Here is a 22,107-nt window from a genome sequence, read left to right on the forward strand (position 1 = left end):
CCATCCGCCCAAGCGGTGCAAGATGTCCGCTTCGGCCCGAAATTCAAGCCGAAGACAGGAACACTATTCCCTTTCCGCGCCGAACCGTCCGGCTATGATCCCGCCTGAACGAAGAAAGAGGAGTCCCCATGTCGATCCGCATCAACGATGTCGCCCCCGACTTCACGGCCGAATCCACCGCCGGCACCATCCGGTTCCACGAATGGCTGGGCGACAGCTATGGCCTCGTCTTCAGCCATCCGCGCGACTTCACCCCCGTCTGCACGACCGAGTTCGGCGCCGTGGCCCAGCTCGCCTCCGAGTTCGCCAAGCGCAACACCAAGGTGATCGGCGTGTCCGTGGACACGGTGGACGAACACCAGAAGTGGAAGCGCGACATCGAGGCGGTGGCCGGCAACCCCGCCGACTTCCCGATCATCGACGACACCTCGCTTTCCGTGTCCAAGGCCTATGACATGCTGCCGGCCGAATACTACGCGCCGACGGAAGGCCGCACGCCCGCCCACACGGCCACGGTGCGCACGGTCTATCTGATCGGGCCGGACAAGAAGGTGCGGCTGACCATCTCCTACCCCATGTCCGTGGGCCGCAACTTCGCCGAGATCCTGCGCGCGCTGGACGCGGTGCAGGCCACGGACGGCGTGCCGATCGCCACCCCCGCCAACTGGGTGCCGGGGCAGGACGTGATCGTGGCCCTGTCGCTGAACGACGACCAGGCCCGGGAACGCTTTGGCGATCTGGACATCAAGCTGCCCTATCTGCGCTTTGCCAAGCAGCCTTGAAACCGGCCGCGCGCTGACGCAGGCTCCTCCGGCACAGACCGGAGGAGCCGCACATGACCCTGTTTCCCACGAAATCCTATCCCACCCTGCCCGTCGCGGGTGAAACCGACGCCTATCCGGTGCACCGGATCTTCTGCGTGGGCCAGAACTACGCCGACCATGCCAAGGAAGTGGGATCGACCGTCGACACCGAGGCCCCGTTCTTCTTCCTGAAGGACGCGCAGGCCCTAGTTCCGACCGGCAGCACCCTGCCCTACGCCCCCGGCACCGAGAACCTGCATTACGAAATCGAACTGGTGGTCGCACTGGGAGCCCCCCTGTTCCGCGCGACCGCCGAGGGGGCGCAGGCCGCCATCTACGGCTATGGCGTCGGCCTCGACATGACGCGGCGGGATCTTCAGGCCGTGGCCAAGAAGAAGGGCCGCCCGTGGGACTTCGCCAAGAACTTCGAACAGTCGGCGGTGCTGGGCCCCATCACCAAGGCCGACGGCTTCACCCTGGCCGACCAGCGCATCTGGCTGACCTTGAACGGAGAGATGCGGCAGGACGGCAAGGTGTCGGACATGGTGCGCGGCCCGGTGGAGGTTCTGGTCTACCTGTCGAAGTTCTATCACCTGCAGCCGGGCGACCTGATCATGACCGGCACACCCGCGGGCATCGGCGCGGTCGTGGACGGCAGCAAGGTCGAAGGCGGCGTGGACGGGCTGGAGGGCGTGACCGTCACCTATTCGGCGGCGGAATAACCCTGCACGAAGGCCGTCAGACGGCGCGTCAGCGCCGTCAGCGGGTCGGGCGACAGGCGGCGATACAGGCGCAGCCGCTCCTCGGGGATGGGGGCGCCCTTGCGCAGGTGATACCAGTCGTCCGACACCTGCCGCGCCGGCAGGTCGATGCCGGCGATGCGGGCCGTCTCCAACCCCTTCAGGGCCGCCTCGGGCCATTCGGGGCCGTAATAGCGCCACGCCATCTGCGCCTCGTAATGCGCCTTCAGGAAGGCGCCGTAATCGTCCAGCGGCAGGGTGCCGGCATAGGGATCGCCCTCGGCATAGGGGAACGGGCGCACTGGATGCGTGACCAGCCCTTCCGGCCCCAGCGTGCGATAGGCGCCGGGCCAGGTGACGGGCGAGGGCACCGCGTGATTGGCCAGCACCCGCCCGTCCGGCCCGCCCAGCCAGACATCGGCGTTCACATGGTAATGCGCGGTCACCACGCGGCCGATGCCGGTCCCACGCAAAGCCTCGGCCACGGCGTCGCGCTGGGCGTCGGGCGCCCCGCCCCGCAGCGGCAGGTCCAGCGCCAGCGCGCGGTCTGCGGGTTCCAGCATGGGATAATGCGACATCGCGATCAGCCGCTTGCCCCCGTCGCGCGCCCGCGTGGCCACATCGGTCATCCACGCCAGCAGATAGGGCCGGTCGCGCAGGACGGCTGCCCAGCCCTGATGGTTCGGATCCGCCAACCCCTCGATCGATCCCCTGGCCGCGCCCGGTACGAAATGGTTGGCGTCCAGCGACAGGATCCAGACGCCCTCCACCGGCTCCACCAGATAGCTCGCGTCGATCTGGCCGTTCGGGCCATAGATGCGCCCGGCCCAGTCGGCGGTGCCGAAGGGGCTTTCCCAGTGCAGGTCACTCGGATCGGGGGTGAAGCCCAGACCGGGCAGCAGGGCCAGCGCTTCGGGATAGCCCAGCGCGCGCATGCCGGGATCGTGCACCTCCCCCGCCGCGGGCTGGCTGGACCGGCGCTGCACGCGGCCGTCGATCACGTAGCCCTGCGTCAGGTGCCGGCCCTTCATCCCGAACATGTCGTGATTGCCGGGCACCATCAGGAACCGCATGCCACGGGCCTCATGCTCGGCCAGGATGGCGCGGGCGGTGCGCAGGTCCGTTTCCTGCCCGTCATCGGTCAGGTCGCCCAAGAGCAGGACCAGCGACACGTCCCGCGCCTCCATCCCCTCCAGCGCGGCGCGAAAGGCGGGCACGCTTTCGTTGTAAACGCGGGTGGAAGCCATGACCTCCTCCACCGGCCGCAGGGCGGGGCCGTCGACGCCCGGAAGGCGGGTCGCGTGCACGTGCGGATCGGCCAGAAGGCCGATGCGGTGCCGATGGGGATCGGGCGAGGTTCGGGTCATGGCGCGGCCTTACGACAACGGTGTAACGGGCCGATGACAGCCACCACTTCCTTGCGGTCGGACGGCAAAGCGCATAGCTGAATGCAGACCATTTGTATCGGGGCCCCCATGACCATTCACCTGCACAGGAACGATCTGCCCGACGGGCTGGACCTTGGACCCGTCGTTGCGATCGACACCGAGACGATGGGCCTCGATCCCCGCCGCGACCGGCTGTGCGTGGTGCAGCTGTCGGCGGGCGACGGAAACGCGCATCTGGTGCAGATCGACAAGGGCCAGACGCGCGCGCCGAACCTGGAACGCCTGCTGACGGACCCGGCGGTGGTCAAGCTGTTCCATTACGGCCGCTTCGATATCGCGGCCCTGCAGAACGCCTTCGGTGTGCGGACGGCCCCCGTCTGGTGCACCAAGATCGCGTCGAAGATGATCCGCACCTTCACCGACCGGCACGGGCTGAAATACCTTCTGGCCGAACTGGTGGGCGTGGATGTGTCAAAGCAGCAGCAGACCTCTGACTGGGGCGCGGCGGAGCTGACCGACGCGCAGAAGGAATACGCGGCTTCGGACGTGCTTTATCTGCACGCGCTGAAGACGGAACTGGAACATCGCCTGCAGCGCGAGGGGCGGATGGAGCTGGCGCAGCGCTGCTTTGACTTCCTGCCCACGCGCGCGCAACTGGACCTGATGGGATGGGACGAGCCGAATGACATCTTCCACCACTGATTACCTTGCCACCGCCCGCCGCGTGATCGGGATCGAGGCGCAGGCCCTGACCACGCTGAGCCTGGCGCTGGACGACAGCTTCGCCGCCGCCGTGGAAACGATCCTGGGCGCCAAGGGCCGCGTGATCGTCTCGGGCATGGGCAAGTCCGGGCATATCGGCAAGAAGATTGCGGCCACCCTCGCCTCCACCGGCACGCCGGCGCAGTTCGTCCACCCGGCCGAGGCGAGCCACGGCGATCTGGGCATGGTCACCGCCGACGATGTGGCGCTGGTTTTGTCCTTTTCGGGCGAGACACCGGAGCTGGCGAACCTGATCGCCCACACCCGCCGTTTCGCCATCCCGCTGATCGGCGTGGCGGGGCGGGCGGATTCCACCCTGCTGCGGCAGGCGGACGTGGCGCTTCTGCTGCCCGCCGCCCCCGAGGCGTGCGGAACGGGCATCGTGCCCACCACCTCCACCACCATGACGCTGGCGCTGGGCGACGCGCTGGCCCTGGCGCTGATGGAGCATCGGGAGTTCACGCCCGAGCATTTCCGCGTCTTCCACCCTGGCGGCAAGCTGGGCGCCCGCCTGTCGCGCGTGGCGGATCTGATGCACAACGACTTGCCTTTGGTGCCGATGGACATGCCCATGTCCGAAGCGCTGCTGGTGATGAGCGGCAAGGGTTTCGGCGTGCTGGGTGTGACCGAGCATGGCCGCCTGGTCGGCATCATCACCGACGGCGACCTTCGGCGCCACATGGCGGGCCTTCTGACCCACACCACGGGCGAGGTGATGACCCGCGGCCCCCGCACGATCGATCCCGATTCGCTGGCGGAAAAGGCCGTGGCGGTGATGCAGGACCGCAAGATCACCGCGCTGTTCGTCGTGAAGGGCGAGGTGCCGGTGGGCCTGATCCACATCCACGACTGCCTGCGCGCCGGGGTGGTCTGACATGGCGAAGATCACGGACCGGCACACCCGAACCGTCGCCTGGCTGAAGGTCATCCTTCCGCTGGCGGCGCTGGTGCTTCTGTCCACGATCTTCCTCGTGTCCCGCACGGCGGACCCGGACGCGGCCATCCCCTACGCCACCGTGGACGTGACGGGCCGCGCGATGGACCCGCGCCTGACCCTGCCCACATGGTCCGGCGTGACCAGTGACGGTGCCACGCTGAACATCGCCTCCGCCGAGGCGCGCCCTCCCGCCGAGGATCGTCCCGCCAGCCTTTCGGCGCTGCGGGCCGATCTGGACACGCCCGACGGCGTGGAAACGCAGCTTCAGGCGGCCGCAGGCACGTTCGATCCGCAGCTTGGCATGGTCACGCTGTCCGGGCAGGTCCGCATCCGCAACTCCCAAGGGTATGACATCAGCCTGCCCACCGTAACGGCCCGCACGGATGCCACGCGGCTGGAAGGGGAAGGTCCTGTCACCGCGCTGGCGCCGATGGGGCAGCTGACGGCGGGCGGAATGACGCTGATGGCCGAGGATGCAAAAAACGCCAACTACCGGCTGGACTTCACGGACGGGGTCAAGCTGATATACACTCCGACGAACTGATCCCGGAATCCCCATGCTGAAAACGCTCGTCCTGCTGGCCGCCCTGTCCTGCCCATCCCTGGCGCTGGCGCAGGCCGCGCAGATCGACCTCGGCGGGATGAGCCAGAACACCTCCGCCCCCGTCAGCGTGGACGCCGACCGCCTTTCGGTCGATCAGGGCACGGGCGTCGCCACCTTCAGCGGCAACGTCCGCGTGGCGCAGGGCGAACTGCGTCTGGCCGCCGACCAGGTCCGGGTCGAATACGGCGAGGCGCAGGGCGAGATCCGCACCCTGCACGCCGACGGCAACGTGACGCTGGCCAACACCGACATCGCGGCCGAGGCCGAGCAGGCCGCCTACACCATCGCATCGGGCGTGATCGAGATGACGGGCGACGTGCTGCTGACCCAAGGATCCAGCACCATCGCCGGCGAGAAGCTGATCATCGACGCCGCCGCCGGCACCGGCCGGATGGAAGGGCGCGTGCAGACCACCTTCCAGCCCGGCCAGTCGCAATGACCGGATCCGGCCTGACCGTCCGCAACCTGCGCAAAAGCTACAAGCGGCGCCCGGTGATCCGCGACGTGTCGCTGCATCTGGACCGGGGCGAGGTGGTGGCCCTTCTGGGCCCGAACGGGTCGGGCAAGACGACCTGCTTCTATTCCATCGCGGGCCTCGTGACCCCCGAAAGCGGCGAGGTGCTGATCGACGGGCGCGACGTGACCGCGCTGCCGATGTATCGCCGCGCGCGTCTGGGCATCGGCTATCTTCCGCAGGAAGTGTCGATCTTCCGCGGCCTGTCGGTGGAGGACAACATCCTTGCGGTGCTGGAGATCCGGGAGCCCGACCGCCACCGCCGGCGCGAGCGGCTGGAGGAGCTGCTGTCCGACTTCTCCATCACCCACATCCGCCGGTCGCCCGCGCTGGCCCTGTCGGGCGGCGAACGCCGGCGGGTGGAGATCGCGCGCTGCCTGGCGGCCAACCCCTTCTACGTGCTGCTGGACGAACCCTTTGCGGGCGTCGACCCCATCGCCGTGGCCGAGATCCGGCACCTGGTGCAGGACCTGAAGCGGCGTGGCATCGGCGTGCTGATCACCGACCACAACGTGCGCGAAACGCTGGGCATCGTGGACCGCGCCTATATCCTGCACGACGGCACCATCCTGAAAAGCGGCAACACGGCGCAGATCATCGCGGACCCGATGGTGCGGCAGGTCTATCTGGGCGAAGCCTTTACGATGGGCTGAGCGAATCCGCCGATTATGACGGATTGGTGAAACAAGACTGGATTTCACGCAGCGCATCCCCATCATTGATGAATGGGCCTCAGGCGGCCCCGTGATCAAGGAGGATGACCATGCGCTACCAGATCAGCGGCAAGCAGATCGACATCGGCGACGCCCTTCAGACCCATGTGCGGTCCGAACTGTCGGAAATGATGGAGAAATATGCCCAACGTCCCACCGAGGCCGTGATCTTCTTCTCCCGCATCGCCCATGAGTTTTGCTGCGACGTGGTGATCCACCTCTCCACCGGTCTCGACATCTCGGCCAAGGGCCGCGCGACCGAGATCTATGCCGCCTTCGACGCCGCGCGCGAGCGGATGGACAAGCAGGTTCGCCGCTACAAGCGCCGCCTGCGCGACCACCACCGCGACCGGACAACCCCGGTTGAATTCGGGGACGCTTCCTCCTATATCCTCGCCCCATCCGAGGAGGCCGACGAGCCCGAGGATCATGTGTGGCAGCCCATGATCATCGCCGAGACCGAGGGCCGCGTGCCCGCGATCACGGTGGGTGAGGCGGTCATGCAACTGGAACTTGGCGGACAGCAGATGCTTGTCTTCCGCAATGAAGGACACGGGGGCGTCAATGTCGTGTACCGTCGCGAAGACGGCAACATCGGCTGGATCGACCCGCGCAACAGTCGATAAGGGCCGGTCACGGCCGAGGATGCTATGGAACTGAGCAAGATTCTCGCGCCGGGCGCGGTTCGCGTCACGGGTCACATGACCAGCAAGAAACGCCTGTTTCAGGAACTGGGCGAACTGGCGGCCGGGGCCTACGGGCTGACGGCCGCCATCGCCACGGACGGGCTTCAGGAACGCGAGGGGCTGGGCCCCACCGGCGTGGGACATGGCATCGCCCTGCCCCATGCTCGGCTGCACAACCTTCCGGGCATCCAGGGCGTCTTCCTGCGGCTGGAAAAGCCGCTGGATTATGACAGCGTGGACCGCCAGCCGGTCGATCTGGTCTTTGCGCTGTTTGCGCCCAAGGATTCGGGCGTGGACCACCTGAAGGCGCTGGCGCTGGTGTCGCGCACGATGCGCGACGCCGCCATCTGCCAGAAGCTGCGCGCCAACACCGACCCGGCGAAGCTGTACGCCATCCTCACGGAAGGCCGCACCTCGCAGGCGGCCTAGCCGTCGCACCAGTCGCGGAAGCCGAAGCCTTCGTAATCGCGAAGATAGGCGTCGCGCGCCGCGGCCTCGATCTCGTCATCCACCAGCGTGGTCAGGGGGAAGCGGTCCGGTGCGGCCGCGGGCCCCAGTGTGGGGCTGGGAAGGTCCAGCTGGGAGGCAAAGAAGGCCAGACCCTCGGCCAGCCGATCCTCGCGTAGGACCATGTCCGGGCTGCGGAAGCGCGAGAAGGCCTCCAGCATCGCCGTCTGCGTGGCAAAGCCCGCCTCGGCCCGCACGCCCGACTGTCCCGCCACGTGCAGCTTCAAAAAGCGCAGGAAGGCGAGGAAGGCCGCGCGGTGCTCCTCGAACTCCAGCGGCGTGTCGGGCGGCGGCAAAGGCAGCGCGAAGCGGCGGACCAGCTGTTGCCGGATGCCGGGAAGGCGGTTTTCCACGATCTGGGTGTTGAACGCCTCATAGGCGCGGGCCAAGGGGTGGCGCAGCACGGTGAAGCTGCGGAAGCCGCCCACGCGTTCGCGCCACTGCCCCAGCGCGCGCTGGTCCACCTTGTCCAGCAGGCCGCCGCCCAGCGCCGACAGCCAGGCCGACACCTGATCGTCCGGCCCGTTGCGCGTCGGCATGTAAAGGGCGGGCGCGTTCGCCGCTGCCACGAAGCTGGGGATCGGCACGGCGCGCCGCGGCTCGAAGTTCGGGATGCGCGAGAAGCCGAAGCGGTCGATCGCGGCCAGCGCCTCCACCACGCCTTCGGGGTTCTCCAGCTTCTCCGACAAGGGCTCGGGGTTCTGCTTCTTCAGCTTGGTGTCCAGCGCCTCCAGCCGCCCCTCGATCCCCAGCCAGCGCGCCAGACCGTTCAGGACGTCGATGTCCTGGATGTCCTCGTAATCGATGTGGAAGGCGGTCTGCCCCGTCACGTGCAGCCGGTGCATCAGCCCGGCATAGAAATCGCCCAGCGCGTCAATGTGGCGGGCGAAGCCCTTGGCGTCGAAATGCACGCGGGCGCTGCGCAGCTTGCCGCCATGCGACAGCTTCCATTGCCCCGTCGACCGTGCGATCAGCAACGAGACGTAGGATTCCAGCGGATTGCGCGTCAGGATGATCTTGGCGCAGGTGGGGTCGTTCAGCACCGCCTCGGTGATGCGGGGGTCGTGGTCCTGGAACTGGCGAAACCCGGCCAGACCCTCGGTCTGGTCGCGCATGGCCCCCAGAACGGCCAGCGGGTCGGCATCGCGCGTGGCCAGGTCGAAGCCGAACATCTCGGTCTGGTTCAGCTTGCCGAGAAAGCCGGGGTTGAACACCTCGCCATGGCAGGTCAGGCCCGGAATGGCGTTCAGGTTCGCTTCCAGAAAGTTGGAGCCCGTCCGCATGGCCGCGAACATGACGAAACTGGTGAAGGTCATTTCAACTCACAAGATAAGGACGGCTCTGCTGATCGTCGCTGTGGAACAAGTCGTTGGCCGGATAATCGCCCATGACCAGGGGTTGCATGCCATGGTTGCGCAGGCTTTGCAGGAACGCGCCAAAGCCGGTCAGGTCCACCAGCGGCGGGACAGAGGTGACGCGCGGGCGCAGGCGGGGGGCCGTGTCCTCCACCACCGTCTGCAACGGCTCCATCGGGTGACCAAGGAACTCGGCCAGCGACCAGACCCGGACGCGCGCCTTGGTCCAGTGCTGGTTCAGAAGGTCCAGAAGCTCCATCTCCACCCGCTGCAGGCGGGCGGCCTCGCTCCGGATCTCCTCCAAGGGCTGGCCGGAGCGGTAGAGCGGCACGGCCCAGGCGCCCGTGATGATGGCAAAGCGCGCGTTGGGATCGGCCGCCATGAAGGCGTTGACCTTCTGGTTGTCGGCGGGGCCGAACATGAAGCACTGGTGTTCGGGCCGCGTGTTCCAGATCAGGTTCGTCAGGAAGCTTTTCGGGTTGTAGTCGCGCAGGCGCGCGCTGTCCGACAGGCCACCGCGATAGATGGACTCGCCGCCCGCGAACTCCGCCCGCTCCGGTCCGAAAAGATGGCCGTGGACGCGCGTTTCTGTCACATGGGTCAGCCAGTCGATGAAGCCCGGCATCACCTCGGAAAAGCCCTGGAAGACGGAATAGGACACCGCGGTCTTGCCGTTTTCGAAGTTGTCGGTCGGAAAGCGGCTTTGCATGTAAAGGCCCGCCCGCCCCTTCAGGCGGCGTTCCTTGGCGGCGGTGAACAGCCGGTCGATCCGGCCAGGATTGGGCTCGGCCCGCGGCTCTCCGGTCGCCTGGGGCCGCAGGAAGGCGTCATAGAGCTTGTCGGCATGAGGCCAGGCCTTGCGCGCCGCGAAATAATCCGACCGGCGCAGAAGCGACAGGTGGTCGTCATAGAAGATGTGCGGCTTGCCCTGATGGTCGAACTTGAACAGCGTCAGGGACCGGCTTTCGATCTGCGTCGAGTAACGCCGCACCAGCGTCTGAAAATAGCTTTCGTCCGGGATCCACACGCGTTTGAAATAGGCGTCGTGGCGGGGCCGGTCGGGGCTTTGCAGGATCGCTTCCAGCGTGGGGCGCGACAGGCACCACCACTGGCTGCCCAGATGCGGCACAAGCCCTTCGGGCACGCGCCGCCGCACGCGCAGCCGCCGCTGCGCCCGCACGGCCAGATCGAACAGCCGCCGGTGCCGCCGCCACGAGAAGGGGAAGAAGAACTGGAACCGCTCGATGTCCAGCCCGCCGATGGTCCACCCGACTTCGCTTGTGGTGACGGATTCGATGAAATCAGTGCGGGGCCGTTCCGCCAGATAGGCCGCCAGATCGCCCGCCGGGCGTAGGGGCAAACACGCGCCTGAGGCGAGGAAGACGTGCTGGACCTGCGGAAACTCCTTCAGCATCAGGGCCGAGGCGTCCTGCGTGGCCGCGACGAGGTTCCAGCTGCCCCAGTGGCAGCGGTGCCGGGGGCTGAAGCGGATCAGCTTGCGCTGGTCGGCCAGCGCGGTGCGCAATTCGCGGAACGGGCGGGGCCGGATGCGGGCGTCGACATGGATCACCACCGGATGGCCCTGCTGCGCCCAATGGCGCGCCACCTCGGCCGCGCGGTCCAGCGCCGTGTGGCACAGCATGACAAAGCCCACGGTCATGCCCAGTTCCCCTTCGACATCAGGCCCAGAATCTCCAGCTGGCGCCAGTTGACGTACTGCTCGCTCCACCGGGTCCAGAGGTCGGGTTCCTGTGCCATCCGTTCCTTGTAGGCGATGTATTCCCGGCTTTGGGCGTAATGCTCCCCGCGGCGGATCTCCTCCTCGGCCTTGGCGCCAAAGGTGTCAAGGAACTTGGCGTGCAGCAGGCAGGCGGAGGCCTTTTCCCCACCCCATCGGTCGTAGACGTTGTTCAGCCCGCGCGGCAGCATCATGTGGGTGGAGCTGACATAGGCGTAGTTGCGGTGCCAGCGCACCAGCGGGATCTTGTTCAGCGCGGGGGCCGACTTCGGCGCGTCGGCAAAGAACGCGCGCCCGCGCGGCCCGCCCTGGATCCACAGGTTGCCGTATTGCCCGTTGCGGCTGATCAGGTAGTTGCCGCTGTCGAACCAGCAGGCGATCTCGAACGGGTCCTGCCCCTCGCGGTAGGGGCGCGCGCCGATGGGCCCTTGGGGATACATGTCCAGAAGCATGGCCGACATGGACCGGATGGAGCAGCTTTCCAGCCAGTCCGTCAGCGCCCGCAGGGGCCGCATGTCGCAGAAGGGATAGACGAAGAATTCATCCACATCCACCGTCAGGCACCAGTGGCCATGCGCGTGGCGCCGTTGCAGCCCGTTCAGCCAGTCCACCCCGAAATGCGCCCGCTTGTAGCTGTCCTGCGTGCCCCAGACCGAGATATCGTCCTGCCGGGCCAGATACTCGCGCGAGCCGTCGTCGCTGTTGTTGTCCACGAAGAAGAAGTGGTTGACCCCCATCCGGCGGTAATAGTCCAGAAAGAAGGGCAGACGGACGCGTTCGTTGCGCAGGGTGCAAAACAAAAGGATGTCGCCCCGCTGGATCCGCCCCGTGCGGTTGGCCACGACCGACAGGTCGCCCGCCCGGCGGCGCGCGCGCAGGTGCCACATCTCGCGACGCAGGCGCAGCTGGAGTGTCGAAACCAGACCCACGCTCAGCCCCTTTCCGGTTTGCGGATGTGTGAAGTGGTAATCACGCGGCAGGACCTTGTAAACACGCCTTAAACCCACCCTCCGCGCGACATGAGGCCAAGGGCTTCCAGTTGCCGCCAGCCCGTCAGCCGCCGGGCGTGGGGGTGCCAAAGGTCCGGGTCGGCCGCCACCGCGTCGTAATACCCCGCGTAAAGGGATCCGTCGAAGAAATGCTCCCCCCGCGCCTTTTCGATGATGGCGCGCGCGGGGGCGGAGTCGAGGAATTTCGTGTGCAGCAGAACGCCCGACGGCCACTCCCCGCCATCCTCGGCGTAGAAGTGGTTCAGGCGGCGCGGCAGGGCCGAGTGGGTGGAGTTCACATAGGCGAAATGCCGCTGCCAGTGGATCAGGGGGACCTTGTTCAGCGTCGGCCCGCGGCGCGGGTCGTCCAGAAGCGCGCGGCTGCGCGGCCCGCCTTGGATCCAGAAGTTGCGCATCCGCGGCTGCACCTGAACCGAGTAGTTGCCCGCGTCGAACCAGCACAGGGTGCGCAGCGGATCGTCGGGATCGCCGGCGGTCCCGATGGGCCCCTTGGGATACAGGTCCAGCATCATGGCGGGGAACATGTCCTGCCTCGCCCGTTCCAGCCAGCCGGTCAGGGCGCGCAGGTCGCGGCTGTCGCAATAGGGATAGATCAGCAGCTCGTCCGCATCCAGCGTCAGGCACCAGCGCCCATGCCCGTGGCGGCGTTGCAGCCAGGTCGTCCAGTCCAGCCCGAAGCGCGCCGCCTTGTAGCCGGCCTTGGTGGACCACAGCGATACGTCCGGCTGGTCCAGCAGGACGTCGACCGTGCCGTCCTCGCTGTTGTTGTCCACAAACAGGAAATGATCGACCCCCAGCGCGCGGTGGTGCCGCAGGAAATGCGGCAGCCGCGCCCGTTCGTTGCGGACCGCCGAAAAGCACAGGATGGCCCGGGGGGGCAGCATGCCGGTCCGGTCGCGCAGGGGCGTCAGGTCGCCCCCGCTGCGCCCGGCCTGTCGCAGCAGGCGTCGCCGTTTCCACCACAATCCATAAGCAATGCGCCATTCGCGGGGCGAATGGCGCATCGGAGGCAAGTCGAGCAGGGAAACGGGCAGGGCGTTGGGGCTCCGCCGGATCACGTGCTTATTGCGCCGCTTTCCGGGCCGCGACGATGTCGTTCAGGAACTGGCTGAACTCGTCCTTCAGGTCGTCGCGCGCCAGTCCGAAGGCCACGGTGGCCTGCAGGAAGCCGGCCTTCGAACCGCAGTCGTAGCGTTCGCCGCGGAAGCGGAAGCCGAAGACGTTGTTCGACGTCGTGATTTCCTTGGCGATGGCGTCGGTCAGCTGGATCTCGCCGCCCGCACCGGTTTCCTTCTTGTCCAGCGTGTCCAGCACGGAGGGCGTCAGGATGTAGCGGCCGATCACGGCCAGGTTCGACGGCGGGTTGGACTTGGGCTTTTCGACCATGCCCTTCACGCGGACCATGTTGCCCATGTCCTCGGACACGTCGAGGATGCCGTAGGACTTTGTCGCCTCGACCGGAACCTCCATCGCGGCCACGATGTTGCCGCCGGTCTGTTCGTAGGCTTCCACCATCTGCTTCAGGCAGGGGGTGTCGCCGGTGATGACGTCGTCGGGCAGCATGACGGCAAAGGGCTCGTCGCCGATCAGGCGGCGGGCGCACCAGACCGCATGGCCCAGACCTAGGGCGCGGTGCTGGCGGACATAGGCGATCTTGCCGTCGTCCATGTTGGTGCTGTTCAGGATCTTCAGCAGGTCGTCCTTGCCGGATGCCTTCAGCGACGCCTCAAGCGTGGGCGACACGTCAAAATAGTCTTCCAGCGCGGATTTCCCGCGCGAGGTCACGAAGATGAACTCCTCGATCCCGGCTTCGCGCGCTTCGTCGATCGCGTACTGGACCAGGGGACGGTCCACCAGGGAAAGGATCTCCTTGGGGACGGATTTGGTGGCCGGAAGGAAACGTGTTCCCATACCAGCGACCGGGAAGACGGCTTTCGTGACCTTCTTGATGCTCATGACTCTCACATATTGGTGACATCGACGCGATGCCAGTAAGCGGAAATCGTATCGTCCTGACAAGTGATCCGACGATCCGACCGGAACAGTAGAACGGTTCCGGTCCTTTTCAAGTGAACTATCGGAAAAGTTGAACGGAGTTCAGCCGGCCCGGGCCAGCATCGCCTCGATCCGCGGCACGTCTTCGGGGTTGTTCAGCTCCCAGAACTCGCGGCCCCGCGCCTCCACCTCCACGCACAGGATGCGGCGGCCGTTTTCCAAGAATCGCAGTTGTTCCAGCCCTTCCAGCGTTTCCAAGGGGCCGATGTCCCAGCCGGGATAGGCCGCGAGCGCGTCGGGGCGGTAGGCATAGACCCCGACATGGTGGAACACGGGCGTGGCCGCGTCATCGGCATAGGTCTGCCCGGTGTAGGGAATCACCTCCTTGGAGAAGTAGAGCCCCCGCCCGCCCGTCCCGAACACCGCGGTCGTGCCGCCCACGCGGCCTGCGCGGCGGTCGGCCAGCAGCCCGTTCAGCGCCGCCCCGTCGCACCGCAGGACGGGGGTCGCGATCTCCGCCTCGGGATCGGCGCGCAGGCCGGCCACCAGATCCTCCACGAACCAGGCGGGGGTCAGCGGGGCGTCGCCCTGCAGGTTCACCACGATGTCGTGGCCGGGCAGCTTCGCGGCCACCTCGGCGCAGCGTTCGGTGCCGTTGCGGCAGGACACGGACGTCATCACCACCTCGGCCCCGAAACCTTCCGCATGGTCGCGGATGCGGTCGTCGTCGGTGGCGACCACAACGCGGTCCGCCCCCTTTACGGCCATCGCGGCCTCCCAGCTGCGGCGGATCAGGGTCTTCGCCTCACCGTCCGGGCCGCGCAGGGCGACCAGCGGCTTGCCGGGATAGCGGGTGGAGGCGTAGCGGGCGGGAATCGCGATCAGGACCGACATCACTTCAGCTCCACACCCGGGGCATGGGCGATGAAGAACGGGTTGTCCCAGCCGTCCTTGCCATAGGCCAGCGGCGTATGGTCGTCAAAGCGCACCACATGGCCGCCCGCCCCGCGCAAGACGGCGTCGCCGGCGGCGGTGTCCCATTCCATCGTGCGGCCCAGACGCGGGTAAAGATCCGCCTCTCCGGTCGCGACAAGGCAGAACTTCAGGCTGGATCCGGCGCTGGTCATGTCGCGGACGCCGTATTTCGCGATGTAGTCGTCCGTCGCCTGATCGCGGTGCGATTTCGACGCCACCACCATCAGCGCCGCGTTGTCGGGGGTGGACACCTTCAGCGGCACCACGTCGCCCACCACGTCCTTGTGCAGCGCGCCCGTCTCCTCCACCGACGTGCCGTCGGCCTGCGTGTAGAACAGCCGCCCCTTGGCGGGGGCAAAGACCACGCCGCGCACCGGCACGCCGTTCTCCACATAGGCGATGTTGACGGTGAAGTCGCCGCGGCGCTGCACGAACTCCTTCGTGCCGTCCAGCGGGTCCACGATCAGGAAGGTGCTGGCGGACAGGGCATGGCTGTCGGCCTGCTCCTCGGTGATCAGGGTCACGTCGGGGAATGCGGCGCGCAGGCCTGCGGAGATCAGGGCGTCCGCCGCCTCGTCCGCCGCCGTCACGGGGCTGTCGTCGGATTTGGCCCGCACGTCGAAATCGGGAGAATCGTAGATCTCCATGATCCGGTCGCCCGCTTCCAGCGCAAGGCGGCGCAGGGTGGGAATGAGGGTTTGGAAGTCCATCGTCGTCTCCATCTGTGCCGTCGCGACATGAGGCGCGTTGATCGTGGCGCCCGCACCCCTTATCATCAAGCGCGACGCCTTCGGCAAGCTTTCCGCCGGACACCCATGGAAGGGGACGCCATGTTCCAGATCGAACTGAACCGCCGTTCCGCCTTCTCCGCCATCCTGCGCACGGGCGAGGTGGTGTTCCACGCCACCGTCCGCCACATCCGCAAGGGGTCGGGCAATGCGATCGTTGGCCTGCTGATGAACATGCTGGGCACGATCATGATGGTCACGGCCTTCACGGTGCTGATGTCGCTGTCGGGGCTGAAGGGCGGCGCGATCCGGGGCGACTTCATCCTGTACGTGATGTCGGGCATCTTCCTGTTCATCACCCACACACAGACCATGGCCGCCGTGTCCCGGGCCGAGGGGATGACGTCGCAGATGATGAAGCACTCGCCGATGAATCCCGTAGTGGCGATCCTGGCGGCCGCGCTGTCGCAGCTTTACGTGCAGCTTCTGTCGGCGACGGTCGTTCTGTATATCTATCACGCGGCCGTGCATCCCATCCACATCGACGACTGGCAGGGGATGATGGGGATGTTCCTTCTGGCCTGGGGCAGCGGCGTCGCGATCGGGATGGTGGCCTATGCCTTCATGCCTTGGGCGCCGCGCACCGTGGGCATGATCGTGACCCTTTATCAGCGCATCAACATGATCGCCTCGGGCAAGATGTTCCTCGCTAACTCCCTCCCGGCGATGATGCTGTCGATGTTCGACTGGAACCCGCTGTTCCACATCATCGACCAGAACCGCGGGTTCATCTTCCTGAACTACCTGCCGCGCAACACGAACATCACCTATCCGCTGATCGTGACGCTGGTCTTCTTCATGATTGGGTTGATGGGCATCTTCTACACCCGCAATTACGCCTCGGCCAGCTGGAACCAGCGCACCTGACCTTGCGCCGGGGCGCAATCCGGGCTATATGAGCCTTCATAGCGGCGTGTCGGTGTCCAAACCCGGCGCTCCACCGGATGAATATGCGGGCCGCTCGGGCCCGCTTTTTTGTTTCTGGAACCCTCATGACCACCGACCTCATTGCCAAGACCGCCATCGACCGGCGCCTCGCCGACATCGTGACCCCCACGATCGAAGGACTGGGGTTCGAACTGGTCCGCATCCGCCTGATGGGCGGCCGCACCCGCGTGCTGCAGATCATGGCCGACCGCCCCGAAGGCGGGATCGACGTCGACGACTGCGCCCAGATCTCCACCGCCGTGTCGGCCGTTCTGGACGTGGAGGACCCGGTCGAGGACAACTACGTCCTTGAAGTGTCCTCGCCCGGCATCGACCGTCCGCTGACCCGGCTGAAGGACTTCGACATGTGGGCCGACTACGAGGCGCGCGTGGAGACGATCGAACTGATCGACGGGCGCCGCCGCTTCAAGGGCTTCCTGCGCGGCACCGAAGGCACCGAGATCCTGATCGAGATCGAGGAATCCGGCGAGATGCTGACCATCGGGCTGGAGTTCGACTGGCTGTCGGACGCCAAGCTGATCCTGACGGACGAGCTGATCGCCGAGATGCTGCGCCAGAAGAAGGCCAGCGGCGTGTTCAACGAAGCCGACTTCGACGAAGTCCAGACCACCGATTCCGACGACGCGGGCGACGAGGACGAGGATTCCTCCGACACCCCCCCTACCCGGCACTGACCCGAAAGGCCTTCTGACATGGCGATCACCTCAGCCAACCAGCTTGAACTTTTGCAGACCGCCGAGGCGGTGGCGCGTGAAAAGATGATCGACCCCGACCTGGTGATCCAGGCGATGGAAGACAGCCTCGCCCGGGCCGCGAAGTCGCGTTACGGCGCCGAACTGGACATCCGCGTGAAGATCGACCGCAAGACGGGCCGCGCCACCTTCGCGCGCGTCCGCACGGTCGTCGCCGATGAAGAATTCGAGAATCACCACGCCCACCTGACGGTGAAGCAGGCCAAGTCCTACCTGCCCGACCCGCAGGTCGGCGACGAGGTCACGGACGAGGTGCCGCCGGTCGATCTGGGCCGCATCGCCGCGCAGTCGGCCAAGCAGGTGATCCTGCAGAAGGTCCGCGAGGCCGAGCGCGACCGCCAGTTCGACGAGTTCAAGGACCGCAAGGGCACGATCATCAACGGTCTGGTCAAGCGCGAGGAATACGGCAACATCATCGTCGACATCGGTCGCGGCGAGGCCATCCTGCGCCGGAACGAGAAGATCGGCCGCGAAAGCTACCGTCCGAACGACCGCATCCGCTGCTACATCAAGGACGTCCGCCGCGAGCCGCGGGGACCCCAGGTCTTCCTGTCGCGCACCGACCCGCAGTTCATGGCAGAGCTGTTCAAGATGGAAGTGCCGGAGATCTACGACAACATCATCGAGATCAAGGCCGTGGCCCGCGACCCGGGTTCGCGCGCGAAGATCGCCGTGATCTCCTACGACAACTCCATCGACCCGGTGGGTGCCTGCGTCGGCATGCGCGGCAGCCGCGTTCAGGCCGTGGTGAACGAACTGCAGGGCGAGAAGATCGACATCATCCCCTGGAACGAGGATCAGGCAACGTTCCTCGTGAACGCGCTGCAGCCGGCCGAGGTCTCCAAGGTCGTGATCGACGACGATGCCGGCAAGATCGAGGTCGTGGTTCCGGACGAGCAGCTTTCGCTGGCCATTGGCCGTCGCGGGCAGAACGTGCGTCTGGCCAGCCAGCTGACCGCGCTCGACATCGACATCGTGACCGAGAGCGACGAGAGCGCGCGCCGTCAGGCCGAATTCAACGAACGCACGAATCTCTTCACCGAGGTTCTTGATATCGACGAGATGATGGCCCAACTCCTTGTGTCGGAGGGGTTCACGAACTTGGAAGAAGTCGCCTACGTGGAGATGGACGAGCTTCTGTCCATCGATGGCTTCGACGAGGGGACGGCCTCCGAACTTCAGGCCCGTGCCCGCGACCATCTGGAAGCGGCCAACGTCAAGGCGCTGGAAACGGCCCGTGGCCTGGGCGTGGAAGAAAGCCTGATCGAGTTCGAGGGGCTGACGCCGCAGATGGTTGAGGCCCTGGCCAAGGACGGCATCAAGACGCTGGAAGACTTCGCCACCTGCGCGGACTGGGAACTGGCCGGCGGCTGGACGACCCAGGACGGCAAGCGCGTGAAGGATGACGGCGTGCTGGAATCGTTCGGCGTGTCGCTGGAAGACGCGCAGACCATGGTGATGACCGCCCGCGTGATGCTGGGCTGGGTCGATCCGACGGAACTGGAGGCTTCGGAGGACGAGGCCGAAGAGGAAGACGAAGAGGCGTAAATGACGCGCGGCGGCCGGGACGACATGCGGGACGACCCCGAACGGAAATGCATCGTAACGGGCACCAGCGGCCCGAAGGCGGGGCTGATCCGGTTCGGCCTCGGCCCCGACGCGCAGGTGGTGCCCGACGTGCTCGGGCGTCTGCCGGGGCGCGGTTTCTATGTCTCGGCCGACCGCAAGGCGATCGAGAAGGCGGCGACGAAGGGGCTGTTCGCCCGCGCCGCCCGCCAGCCGGTGAAAGTGCCCGAGGGTCTGGCCGACATGGTCGACGCCCAGGTGGCCCGGCGCGTGGTGGACCTGATCAGCCTGACCCGCAAGGCGGGCCGGGCCGTGACGGGCTACGAGAAGGTGAAGGACTGGCTGACCAAGGACAAGGCGCAGGTTCTTGTCCAGGCCAGCGACGGCTCGGAACGCGGCAAGTCGAAGCTGCACCCTCCGGGCGGCAAGGAGACGTTCATAGGCTGCCTGACGGCCCAGGAATTGGGTTTGGCTTTCGGACGTGAACATGCGATACACGGCGCGCTTGCGGCTGGTGGACTCACAACACGTGTTGTAGAGGAAGCGGCAAGACTCGCCGGGCTTCGCGGAAATATCGGCGGCAGGCCCGCCGGAAGGGATACGAAAGACGCATGAGCGATACAGACGGTAAGAAACCCCTCGGCCTGGGTGGCGCCCCGCGTTCGGGGTCCGTGAAGCAGAGCTTCAGCCATGGCCGGACGAAAAGCGTTCTGGTGGAAACGAAGCGCAAGCGCGTTGTCGTGCCGAAGCCGGCCGCTTCGGGGTCGGCCGCTGGCGGAAGCCAGCGTCTGGGCGACCCGTCCAAGCGCCCTGCCGGCATCACCGATGCCGAGATGGAACGCCGTCTCAACGCCCTGAAGCTGGCGAAATCCCGCGAGGCCGAGGACGCCGAGCGTCGGGCCGCCGAGGAGCGTCAGCGCGAGGAAGAACGCCAGCGCCGCCGCGACGAGATCGAGGCCCGCGAGCGCGAGGAGCGCGAGCGTCAGGAAGCGCTGAAGGCCAAGGCCGAGGAAGAGGAACGTCTCAAGGCGCTGGCCGATGCCGACGCCCGCCGTGCCGAATCCGCCAAGCGCGCCGAAGCGGACGCCCCGGCGCCCCGTCAGGCCATGCAGCCCGGCCCCGCCCCGGCCTCCGCCCGTCCCGGCGTCGCCACCCCCCGCAAGGCGGAGCGTGAGCGCGAGGACCGCGATCGCGTCGGCAAGGGTCGCGAAGACAACCGCCGCGGCGGCAAGCTGACCCTGAACGACGCCTTGTCGGGCGAAGGCGGACGCACGCGTTCGCTGGCCGCGATGAAGCGGAAGCAGGAAAAGGCCCGTCAGAAGATGATGGGCAACGTGCGGCCTGAAAAGCAGGTCCGCGACGTGCGAATTCCCGAAACCATTGTGGTGTCGGAACTGGCGAACCGCATGGCCGAACGGGCCGCGGACGTGGTCAAATCGCTCATGAAGATGGGCATGATGGTCACGATGAACCAGCCGATCGACGCCGACACCGCCGAGCTGGTGATCGAGGAATTCGGCCACCGCGCCGTCCGCGTGTCTGACTCGGACGTGGAACAGGTGATCCAGCAGGTCGGCGACAAGTCCGAGGATCTGCAGACGCGCGCCCCGGTCATCACGATCATGGGCCACGTGGACCACGGCAAGACCTCGCTTCTGGACGCCCTGCGCAAGGCGAACGTGGTGTCCGGCGAAGCCGGCGGCATCACGCAGCACATCGGCGCCTATCAGGTGAAGACGGAAAGCGGCACGCTGCTGACCTTCCTCGACACCCCCGGCCACGCGGCGTTCACCTCCATGCGGGCCCGTGGCGCGCATGTGACGGACATCGTGGTGCTGGTGGTTGCGGCCGACGACGCGGTCATGCCGCAGACGGTGGAGGCGATCAACCACGCCAAGGCCGCCAAAGTGCCGATGATCGTCGCCATCAACAAGGTCGACAAGCCGGGTGCCAACCCGACCAAGGTCCGCACCGACCTGCTTCAGCACGAAGTGGTCGTGGAAGCCATGTCGGGCGAGGTTCAGGACGTGGAGGTTTCGGCCAAGACGGGCCAGGGCCTCGACAACCTGCTGGAAGCCATCGCCCTTCAGGCCGAGATTCTGGAGCTGACGGCCAACCCCGACCGCGCTGCCTCCGGCGCCGTGATCGAGGCGCAGCTGGACGTCGGCCGTGGCCCCGTCGCGACGGTTCTGGTGCAGAACGGCACGCTGAAGCGCGGCGACATCTTCGTCGTGGGCGAGCAGTGGGGCAAGGTCCGCGCGCTGATCAACGACAAGGGCGAGCGCGTGAACGAGGCAGGTCCGTCGGTTCCGGTCGAGGTTCTGGGCCTGGACGGCACCCCGCGTGCCGGCGACGTGCTGAACGTGGTGGAAACCGAAGCGCAGGCGCGCGAGATCGCGTCCTACCGCGAGAACGCCGCCAAGGACAAACGCGCCGCCGCCGGTGCTGCGACCACGCTGGAACAGCTGATGGCGAAGGCCAAGGCCGACAAGGACGTGGCCGAACTGCCGGTGCTGGTGAAGGCCGACGTTCAGGGTTCGGCCGAGGCAATCGTGCAGGCGCTGGAAAAGGTCGGCAACGACGAGGTCCGCGTGCGCGTTCTTCACTCCGGCGTCGGTGCGATCACCGATTCGGATGTGGGTCTGGCCGAAGCCTCCAACGCCCCGATCATCGGGTTCAACGTCCGGGCCAACGCCTCGGCGCGGAACTCGGCCCACCAGAAGGGCGTGGAGATCCGGTACTACTCGATCATCTACGATCTGGTCGACGACATCAAAGCCGCGGCTTCGGGCCTCCTGAAGAACGAGATCCGCGAGCACTTCATCGGCTATGCCACCATCAAGGAGACCTTCAAGGTCACCGGCGTGGGCATGGTCGCCGGTTGCCTCGTCACCGAAGGTGTGGCGCGTCGTTCGGCGGGCGTGCGTCTGCTGCGCGACAACGTGGTCATCCACGAAGGCACGCTGAAGACGCTGAAGCGCTTCAAGGACGAGGTGAAGGAAGTCATCTCGGGCCAGGAATGCGGGATGGCGTTCGAACGCTACGAGGATGTCCGCGCCGGCGACGTGATCGAGATCTTCGAGCGGGAAGAAGTCGTCCGCAAGCTGGACTGAACATGAGAAAGCCGGGCCCTGCGCCCGGCTTTTTCTTTAAGGCGTGCAAAACCAAGTTCCTGCGACCGATGTCGTTCTTGCCGCTTCTGGAGAGGAAATTGCGTCCCCCGCCCGCCTTGTTTGCGCGGTATCTTCCGGACATCGAAGTGGCCTTGCCGTACTGTCTGTCTCATCCCCAAGGCAAGATCAGGTCTTGCCCAGTTCTGCCTCCGC

General features: G+C 66.5%; 22 protein-coding genes. 14 read left to right on the forward strand and 8 right to left on the reverse strand.

What is annotated here, in order from left to right:
* The first annotated feature begins 128 nt into the window (after window positions 1-128).
* Window positions 129-782 (forward strand): peroxiredoxin, encoded by a 654-nt coding sequence (locus tag PIJ50_RS03140; protein ID WP_271972597.1) that lies wholly within the window; start codon window positions 129-131, stop codon window positions 780-782.
* 53 nt (window positions 783-835) lie between these two features.
* On the forward strand, window positions 836-1,525 hold the full coding sequence (locus PIJ50_RS03145) for a fumarylacetoacetate hydrolase family protein (protein WP_271972599.1): 690 nt from the start codon (window positions 836-838) through the stop codon (window positions 1,523-1,525).
* On the opposite strand, the gene PIJ50_RS03150 is transcribed toward PIJ50_RS03145, so the two are convergent.
* Window positions 1,507-2,910, reverse strand: coding sequence for a metallophosphoesterase family protein (locus tag PIJ50_RS03150; RefSeq protein WP_271972601.1), 1,404 nt, complete (start codon window positions 2,908-2,910; stop codon window positions 1,507-1,509). The two genes, PIJ50_RS03145 and PIJ50_RS03150, sit on opposite strands and share 19 nt — an antisense overlap.
* 108 nt (window positions 2,911-3,018) lie before the next feature.
* Here PIJ50_RS03150 and PIJ50_RS03155 point away from each other — a divergent pair, with 108 nt between their 5' ends.
* From PIJ50_RS03155 to PIJ50_RS03185, 7 genes are all read left to right on the forward strand, one after another.
* Window positions 3,019-3,633, forward strand: a complete 615-nt coding sequence (locus PIJ50_RS03155) for a ribonuclease D (protein WP_271972602.1) — start codon at window positions 3,019-3,021, stop codon at window positions 3,631-3,633.
* Window positions 3,614-4,567 (forward strand): KpsF/GutQ family sugar-phosphate isomerase, encoded by a 954-nt coding sequence (locus tag PIJ50_RS03160; RefSeq protein ID WP_271972603.1) that lies wholly within the window; start codon window positions 3,614-3,616, stop codon window positions 4,565-4,567. Before PIJ50_RS03155 ends, PIJ50_RS03160 begins: the two co-directional genes overlap by 20 nt.
* Window position 4,568: 1 nt before the next feature.
* The gene (locus PIJ50_RS03165; RefSeq protein WP_271972605.1) at window positions 4,569-5,174 is read left to right on the forward strand and encodes a hypothetical protein; all 606 of its coding nucleotides are present in this window, start codon (window positions 4,569-4,571) and stop codon (window positions 5,172-5,174) included.
* A 13-nt stretch (window positions 5,175-5,187) separates the two neighbouring features.
* Window positions 5,188-5,673 (forward strand): lipopolysaccharide transport periplasmic protein LptA, encoded by a 486-nt coding sequence (gene lptA / locus PIJ50_RS03170; protein ID WP_271972607.1) that lies wholly within the window; start codon window positions 5,188-5,190, stop codon window positions 5,671-5,673.
* The gene (gene lptB / locus PIJ50_RS03175) at window positions 5,670-6,401 is read left to right on the forward strand and encodes an LPS export ABC transporter ATP-binding protein (protein WP_271972609.1); all 732 of its coding nucleotides are present in this window, start codon (window positions 5,670-5,672) and stop codon (window positions 6,399-6,401) included. Before lptA ends, lptB begins: the two co-directional genes overlap by 4 nt.
* 110 nt (window positions 6,402-6,511) lie before the next feature.
* Entirely contained in the window at window positions 6,512-7,087 is a 576-nt protein-coding gene (hpf, locus tag PIJ50_RS03180; protein ID WP_271972610.1) for a ribosome hibernation-promoting factor, HPF/YfiA family, read from the forward strand.
* 24 nt (window positions 7,088-7,111) lie between these two features.
* The gene (locus tag PIJ50_RS03185) at window positions 7,112-7,576 is read left to right on the forward strand and encodes a PTS sugar transporter subunit IIA (protein ID WP_271972611.1); all 465 of its coding nucleotides are present in this window, start codon (window positions 7,112-7,114) and stop codon (window positions 7,574-7,576) included.
* Here PIJ50_RS03185 and PIJ50_RS03190 read toward each other — a convergent pair.
* The 7 genes from PIJ50_RS03190 to cysQ all read right to left on the reverse strand — a co-directional run bounded on the left by PIJ50_RS03190 (window position 7,573) and on the right by cysQ (window position 15,437).
* Window positions 7,573-8,970 (reverse strand): nodulation protein NodH, encoded by a 1,398-nt coding sequence (locus tag PIJ50_RS03190; RefSeq protein WP_271972612.1) that lies wholly within the window; start codon window positions 8,968-8,970, stop codon window positions 7,573-7,575. The two genes, PIJ50_RS03185 and PIJ50_RS03190, sit on opposite strands and share 4 nt — an antisense overlap.
* 1 nt (window position 8,971) lies before the next feature.
* Window positions 8,972-10,669, reverse strand: a complete 1,698-nt coding sequence (locus PIJ50_RS03195; protein WP_271972613.1) for a DUF5927 domain-containing protein — start codon at window positions 10,667-10,669, stop codon at window positions 8,972-8,974.
* The gene (locus PIJ50_RS03200; protein WP_442900700.1) at window positions 10,666-11,634 is read right to left on the reverse strand and encodes a glycosyltransferase family 2 protein; all 969 of its coding nucleotides are present in this window, start codon (window positions 11,632-11,634) and stop codon (window positions 10,666-10,668) included. Before PIJ50_RS03200 ends, PIJ50_RS03195 begins: the two co-directional genes overlap by 4 nt.
* Before the next feature lie 110 nt (window positions 11,635-11,744).
* A complete protein-coding gene (locus PIJ50_RS03205) occupies window positions 11,745-12,641 on the reverse strand; it encodes a glycosyltransferase family 2 protein (RefSeq protein ID WP_334212714.1) in 897 nt (298 codons plus the stop codon).
* A 178-nt stretch (window positions 12,642-12,819) separates the two neighbouring features.
* Window positions 12,820-13,713 carry a UTP--glucose-1-phosphate uridylyltransferase GalU gene (gene galU / locus PIJ50_RS03210; RefSeq protein WP_271972618.1) on the reverse strand — a complete coding sequence of 298 codons (894 nt, stop codon included), beginning with the start codon at window positions 13,711-13,713 and terminating at the stop codon, window positions 12,820-12,822.
* Between the two features lie 141 nt (window positions 13,714-13,854).
* Window positions 13,855-14,646 (reverse strand): 3-deoxy-manno-octulosonate cytidylyltransferase, encoded by a 792-nt coding sequence (locus PIJ50_RS03215; RefSeq protein WP_271972619.1) that lies wholly within the window; start codon window positions 14,644-14,646, stop codon window positions 13,855-13,857.
* Window positions 14,646-15,437, reverse strand: a complete 792-nt coding sequence (gene cysQ / locus PIJ50_RS03220) for a 3'(2'),5'-bisphosphate nucleotidase CysQ (RefSeq protein WP_271972620.1) — start codon at window positions 15,435-15,437, stop codon at window positions 14,646-14,648. The genes PIJ50_RS03215 and cysQ overlap by 1 nt, the downstream gene beginning before the upstream one ends.
* A gap of 120 nt (window positions 15,438-15,557) precedes the next feature.
* Between cysQ and PIJ50_RS03225 the strand changes: the two genes are divergently transcribed.
* From PIJ50_RS03225 to infB, 5 genes are all read left to right on the forward strand, one after another.
* Window positions 15,558-16,382: an ABC transporter permease gene (locus tag PIJ50_RS03225; protein WP_271972621.1), complete on the forward strand. Its 825-nt coding sequence runs from the start codon at window positions 15,558-15,560 to the stop codon at window positions 16,380-16,382.
* Between the two features lie 125 nt (window positions 16,383-16,507).
* Window positions 16,508-17,137, forward strand: a complete 630-nt coding sequence (gene rimP, locus PIJ50_RS03230; RefSeq protein WP_271972623.1) for a ribosome maturation factor RimP — start codon at window positions 16,508-16,510, stop codon at window positions 17,135-17,137.
* A gap of 18 nt (window positions 17,138-17,155) precedes the next feature.
* Window positions 17,156-18,763, forward strand: a complete 1,608-nt coding sequence (nusA, locus tag PIJ50_RS03235; protein WP_271972624.1) for a transcription termination factor NusA — start codon at window positions 17,156-17,158, stop codon at window positions 18,761-18,763.
* Window positions 18,764-19,396, forward strand: coding sequence for an RNA-binding protein (locus PIJ50_RS03240; RefSeq protein WP_442900698.1), 633 nt, complete (start codon window positions 18,764-18,766; stop codon window positions 19,394-19,396). It begins immediately after the preceding gene.
* Window positions 19,393-21,894, forward strand: coding sequence for a translation initiation factor IF-2 (infB, locus tag PIJ50_RS03245; RefSeq protein WP_271972626.1), 2,502 nt, complete (start codon window positions 19,393-19,395; stop codon window positions 21,892-21,894). Before PIJ50_RS03240 ends, infB begins: the two co-directional genes overlap by 4 nt.
* Window positions 21,895-22,107 lie beyond the last annotated feature (213 nt).

It is taken from the genome of Falsirhodobacter sp. 20TX0035, from assembly GCF_028307215.1.
Taxonomy (GTDB): Bacteria; Pseudomonadota; Alphaproteobacteria; order Rhodobacterales; family Rhodobacteraceae; genus Falsirhodobacter.

Excerpts from the sequence above, each read along its gene's own strand:
- PIJ50_RS03190 (WP_271972612.1), bottom strand. The coding sequence starts at position 8,970 with ATGACCTTCACCAGTTTCGTCATGTTCGCGGCCATGCGGACGGGCTCC.
- hpf (WP_271972610.1), top strand. The coding sequence starts at position 6,512 with ATGCGCTACCAGATCAGCGGCAAGCAGATCGACATCGGCGACGCCCTT.
- PIJ50_RS03150 (WP_271972601.1), bottom strand. The coding sequence starts at position 2,910 with ATGACCCGAACCTCGCCCGATCCCCATCGGCACCGCATCGGCCTTCTG.
- lptA (WP_271972607.1), top strand. The coding sequence starts at position 5,188 with ATGCTGAAAACGCTCGTCCTGCTGGCCGCCCTGTCCTGCCCATCCCTG.
- lptB (WP_271972609.1), top strand. The coding sequence starts at position 5,670 with ATGACCGGATCCGGCCTGACCGTCCGCAACCTGCGCAAAAGCTACAAG.
- PIJ50_RS03185 (WP_271972611.1), top strand. The coding sequence starts at position 7,112 with ATGGAACTGAGCAAGATTCTCGCGCCGGGCGCGGTTCGCGTCACGGGT.
- PIJ50_RS03225 (WP_271972621.1), top strand. The coding sequence starts at position 15,558 with ATGTTCCAGATCGAACTGAACCGCCGTTCCGCCTTCTCCGCCATCCTG.
- PIJ50_RS03165 (WP_271972605.1), top strand. The coding sequence starts at position 4,569 with ATGGCGAAGATCACGGACCGGCACACCCGAACCGTCGCCTGGCTGAAG.
- PIJ50_RS03205 (WP_334212714.1), bottom strand. The coding sequence starts at position 12,641 with ATGCTGCCCCCCCGGGCCATCCTGTGCTTTTCGGCGGTCCGCAACGAA.
- PIJ50_RS03140 (WP_271972597.1), top strand. The coding sequence starts at position 129 with ATGTCGATCCGCATCAACGATGTCGCCCCCGACTTCACGGCCGAATCC.
- galU (WP_271972618.1), bottom strand. The coding sequence starts at position 13,713 with ATGAGCATCAAGAAGGTCACGAAAGCCGTCTTCCCGGTCGCTGGTATG.
- PIJ50_RS03195 (WP_271972613.1), bottom strand. The coding sequence starts at position 10,669 with ATGACCGTGGGCTTTGTCATGCTGTGCCACACGGCGCTGGACCGCGCG.
- cysQ (WP_271972620.1), bottom strand. The coding sequence starts at position 15,437 with ATGGACTTCCAAACCCTCATTCCCACCCTGCGCCGCCTTGCGCTGGAA.
- PIJ50_RS03200 (WP_442900700.1), bottom strand. The coding sequence starts at position 11,634 with ATGTGGCACCTGCGCGCGCGCCGCCGGGCGGGCGACCTGTCGGTCGTG.
- PIJ50_RS03240 (WP_442900698.1), top strand. The coding sequence starts at position 18,764 with ATGACGCGCGGCGGCCGGGACGACATGCGGGACGACCCCGAACGGAAA.
- nusA (WP_271972624.1), top strand. The coding sequence starts at position 17,156 with ATGGCGATCACCTCAGCCAACCAGCTTGAACTTTTGCAGACCGCCGAG.
- PIJ50_RS03145 (WP_271972599.1), top strand. The coding sequence starts at position 836 with ATGACCCTGTTTCCCACGAAATCCTATCCCACCCTGCCCGTCGCGGGT.
- rimP (WP_271972623.1), top strand. The coding sequence starts at position 16,508 with ATGACCACCGACCTCATTGCCAAGACCGCCATCGACCGGCGCCTCGCC.
- infB (WP_271972626.1), top strand. The coding sequence starts at position 19,393 with ATGAGCGATACAGACGGTAAGAAACCCCTCGGCCTGGGTGGCGCCCCG.
- PIJ50_RS03160 (WP_271972603.1), top strand. The coding sequence starts at position 3,614 with ATGACATCTTCCACCACTGATTACCTTGCCACCGCCCGCCGCGTGATC.
- PIJ50_RS03215 (WP_271972619.1), bottom strand. The coding sequence starts at position 14,646 with ATGTCGGTCCTGATCGCGATTCCCGCCCGCTACGCCTCCACCCGCTAT.
- PIJ50_RS03155 (WP_271972602.1), top strand. The coding sequence starts at position 3,019 with ATGACCATTCACCTGCACAGGAACGATCTGCCCGACGGGCTGGACCTT.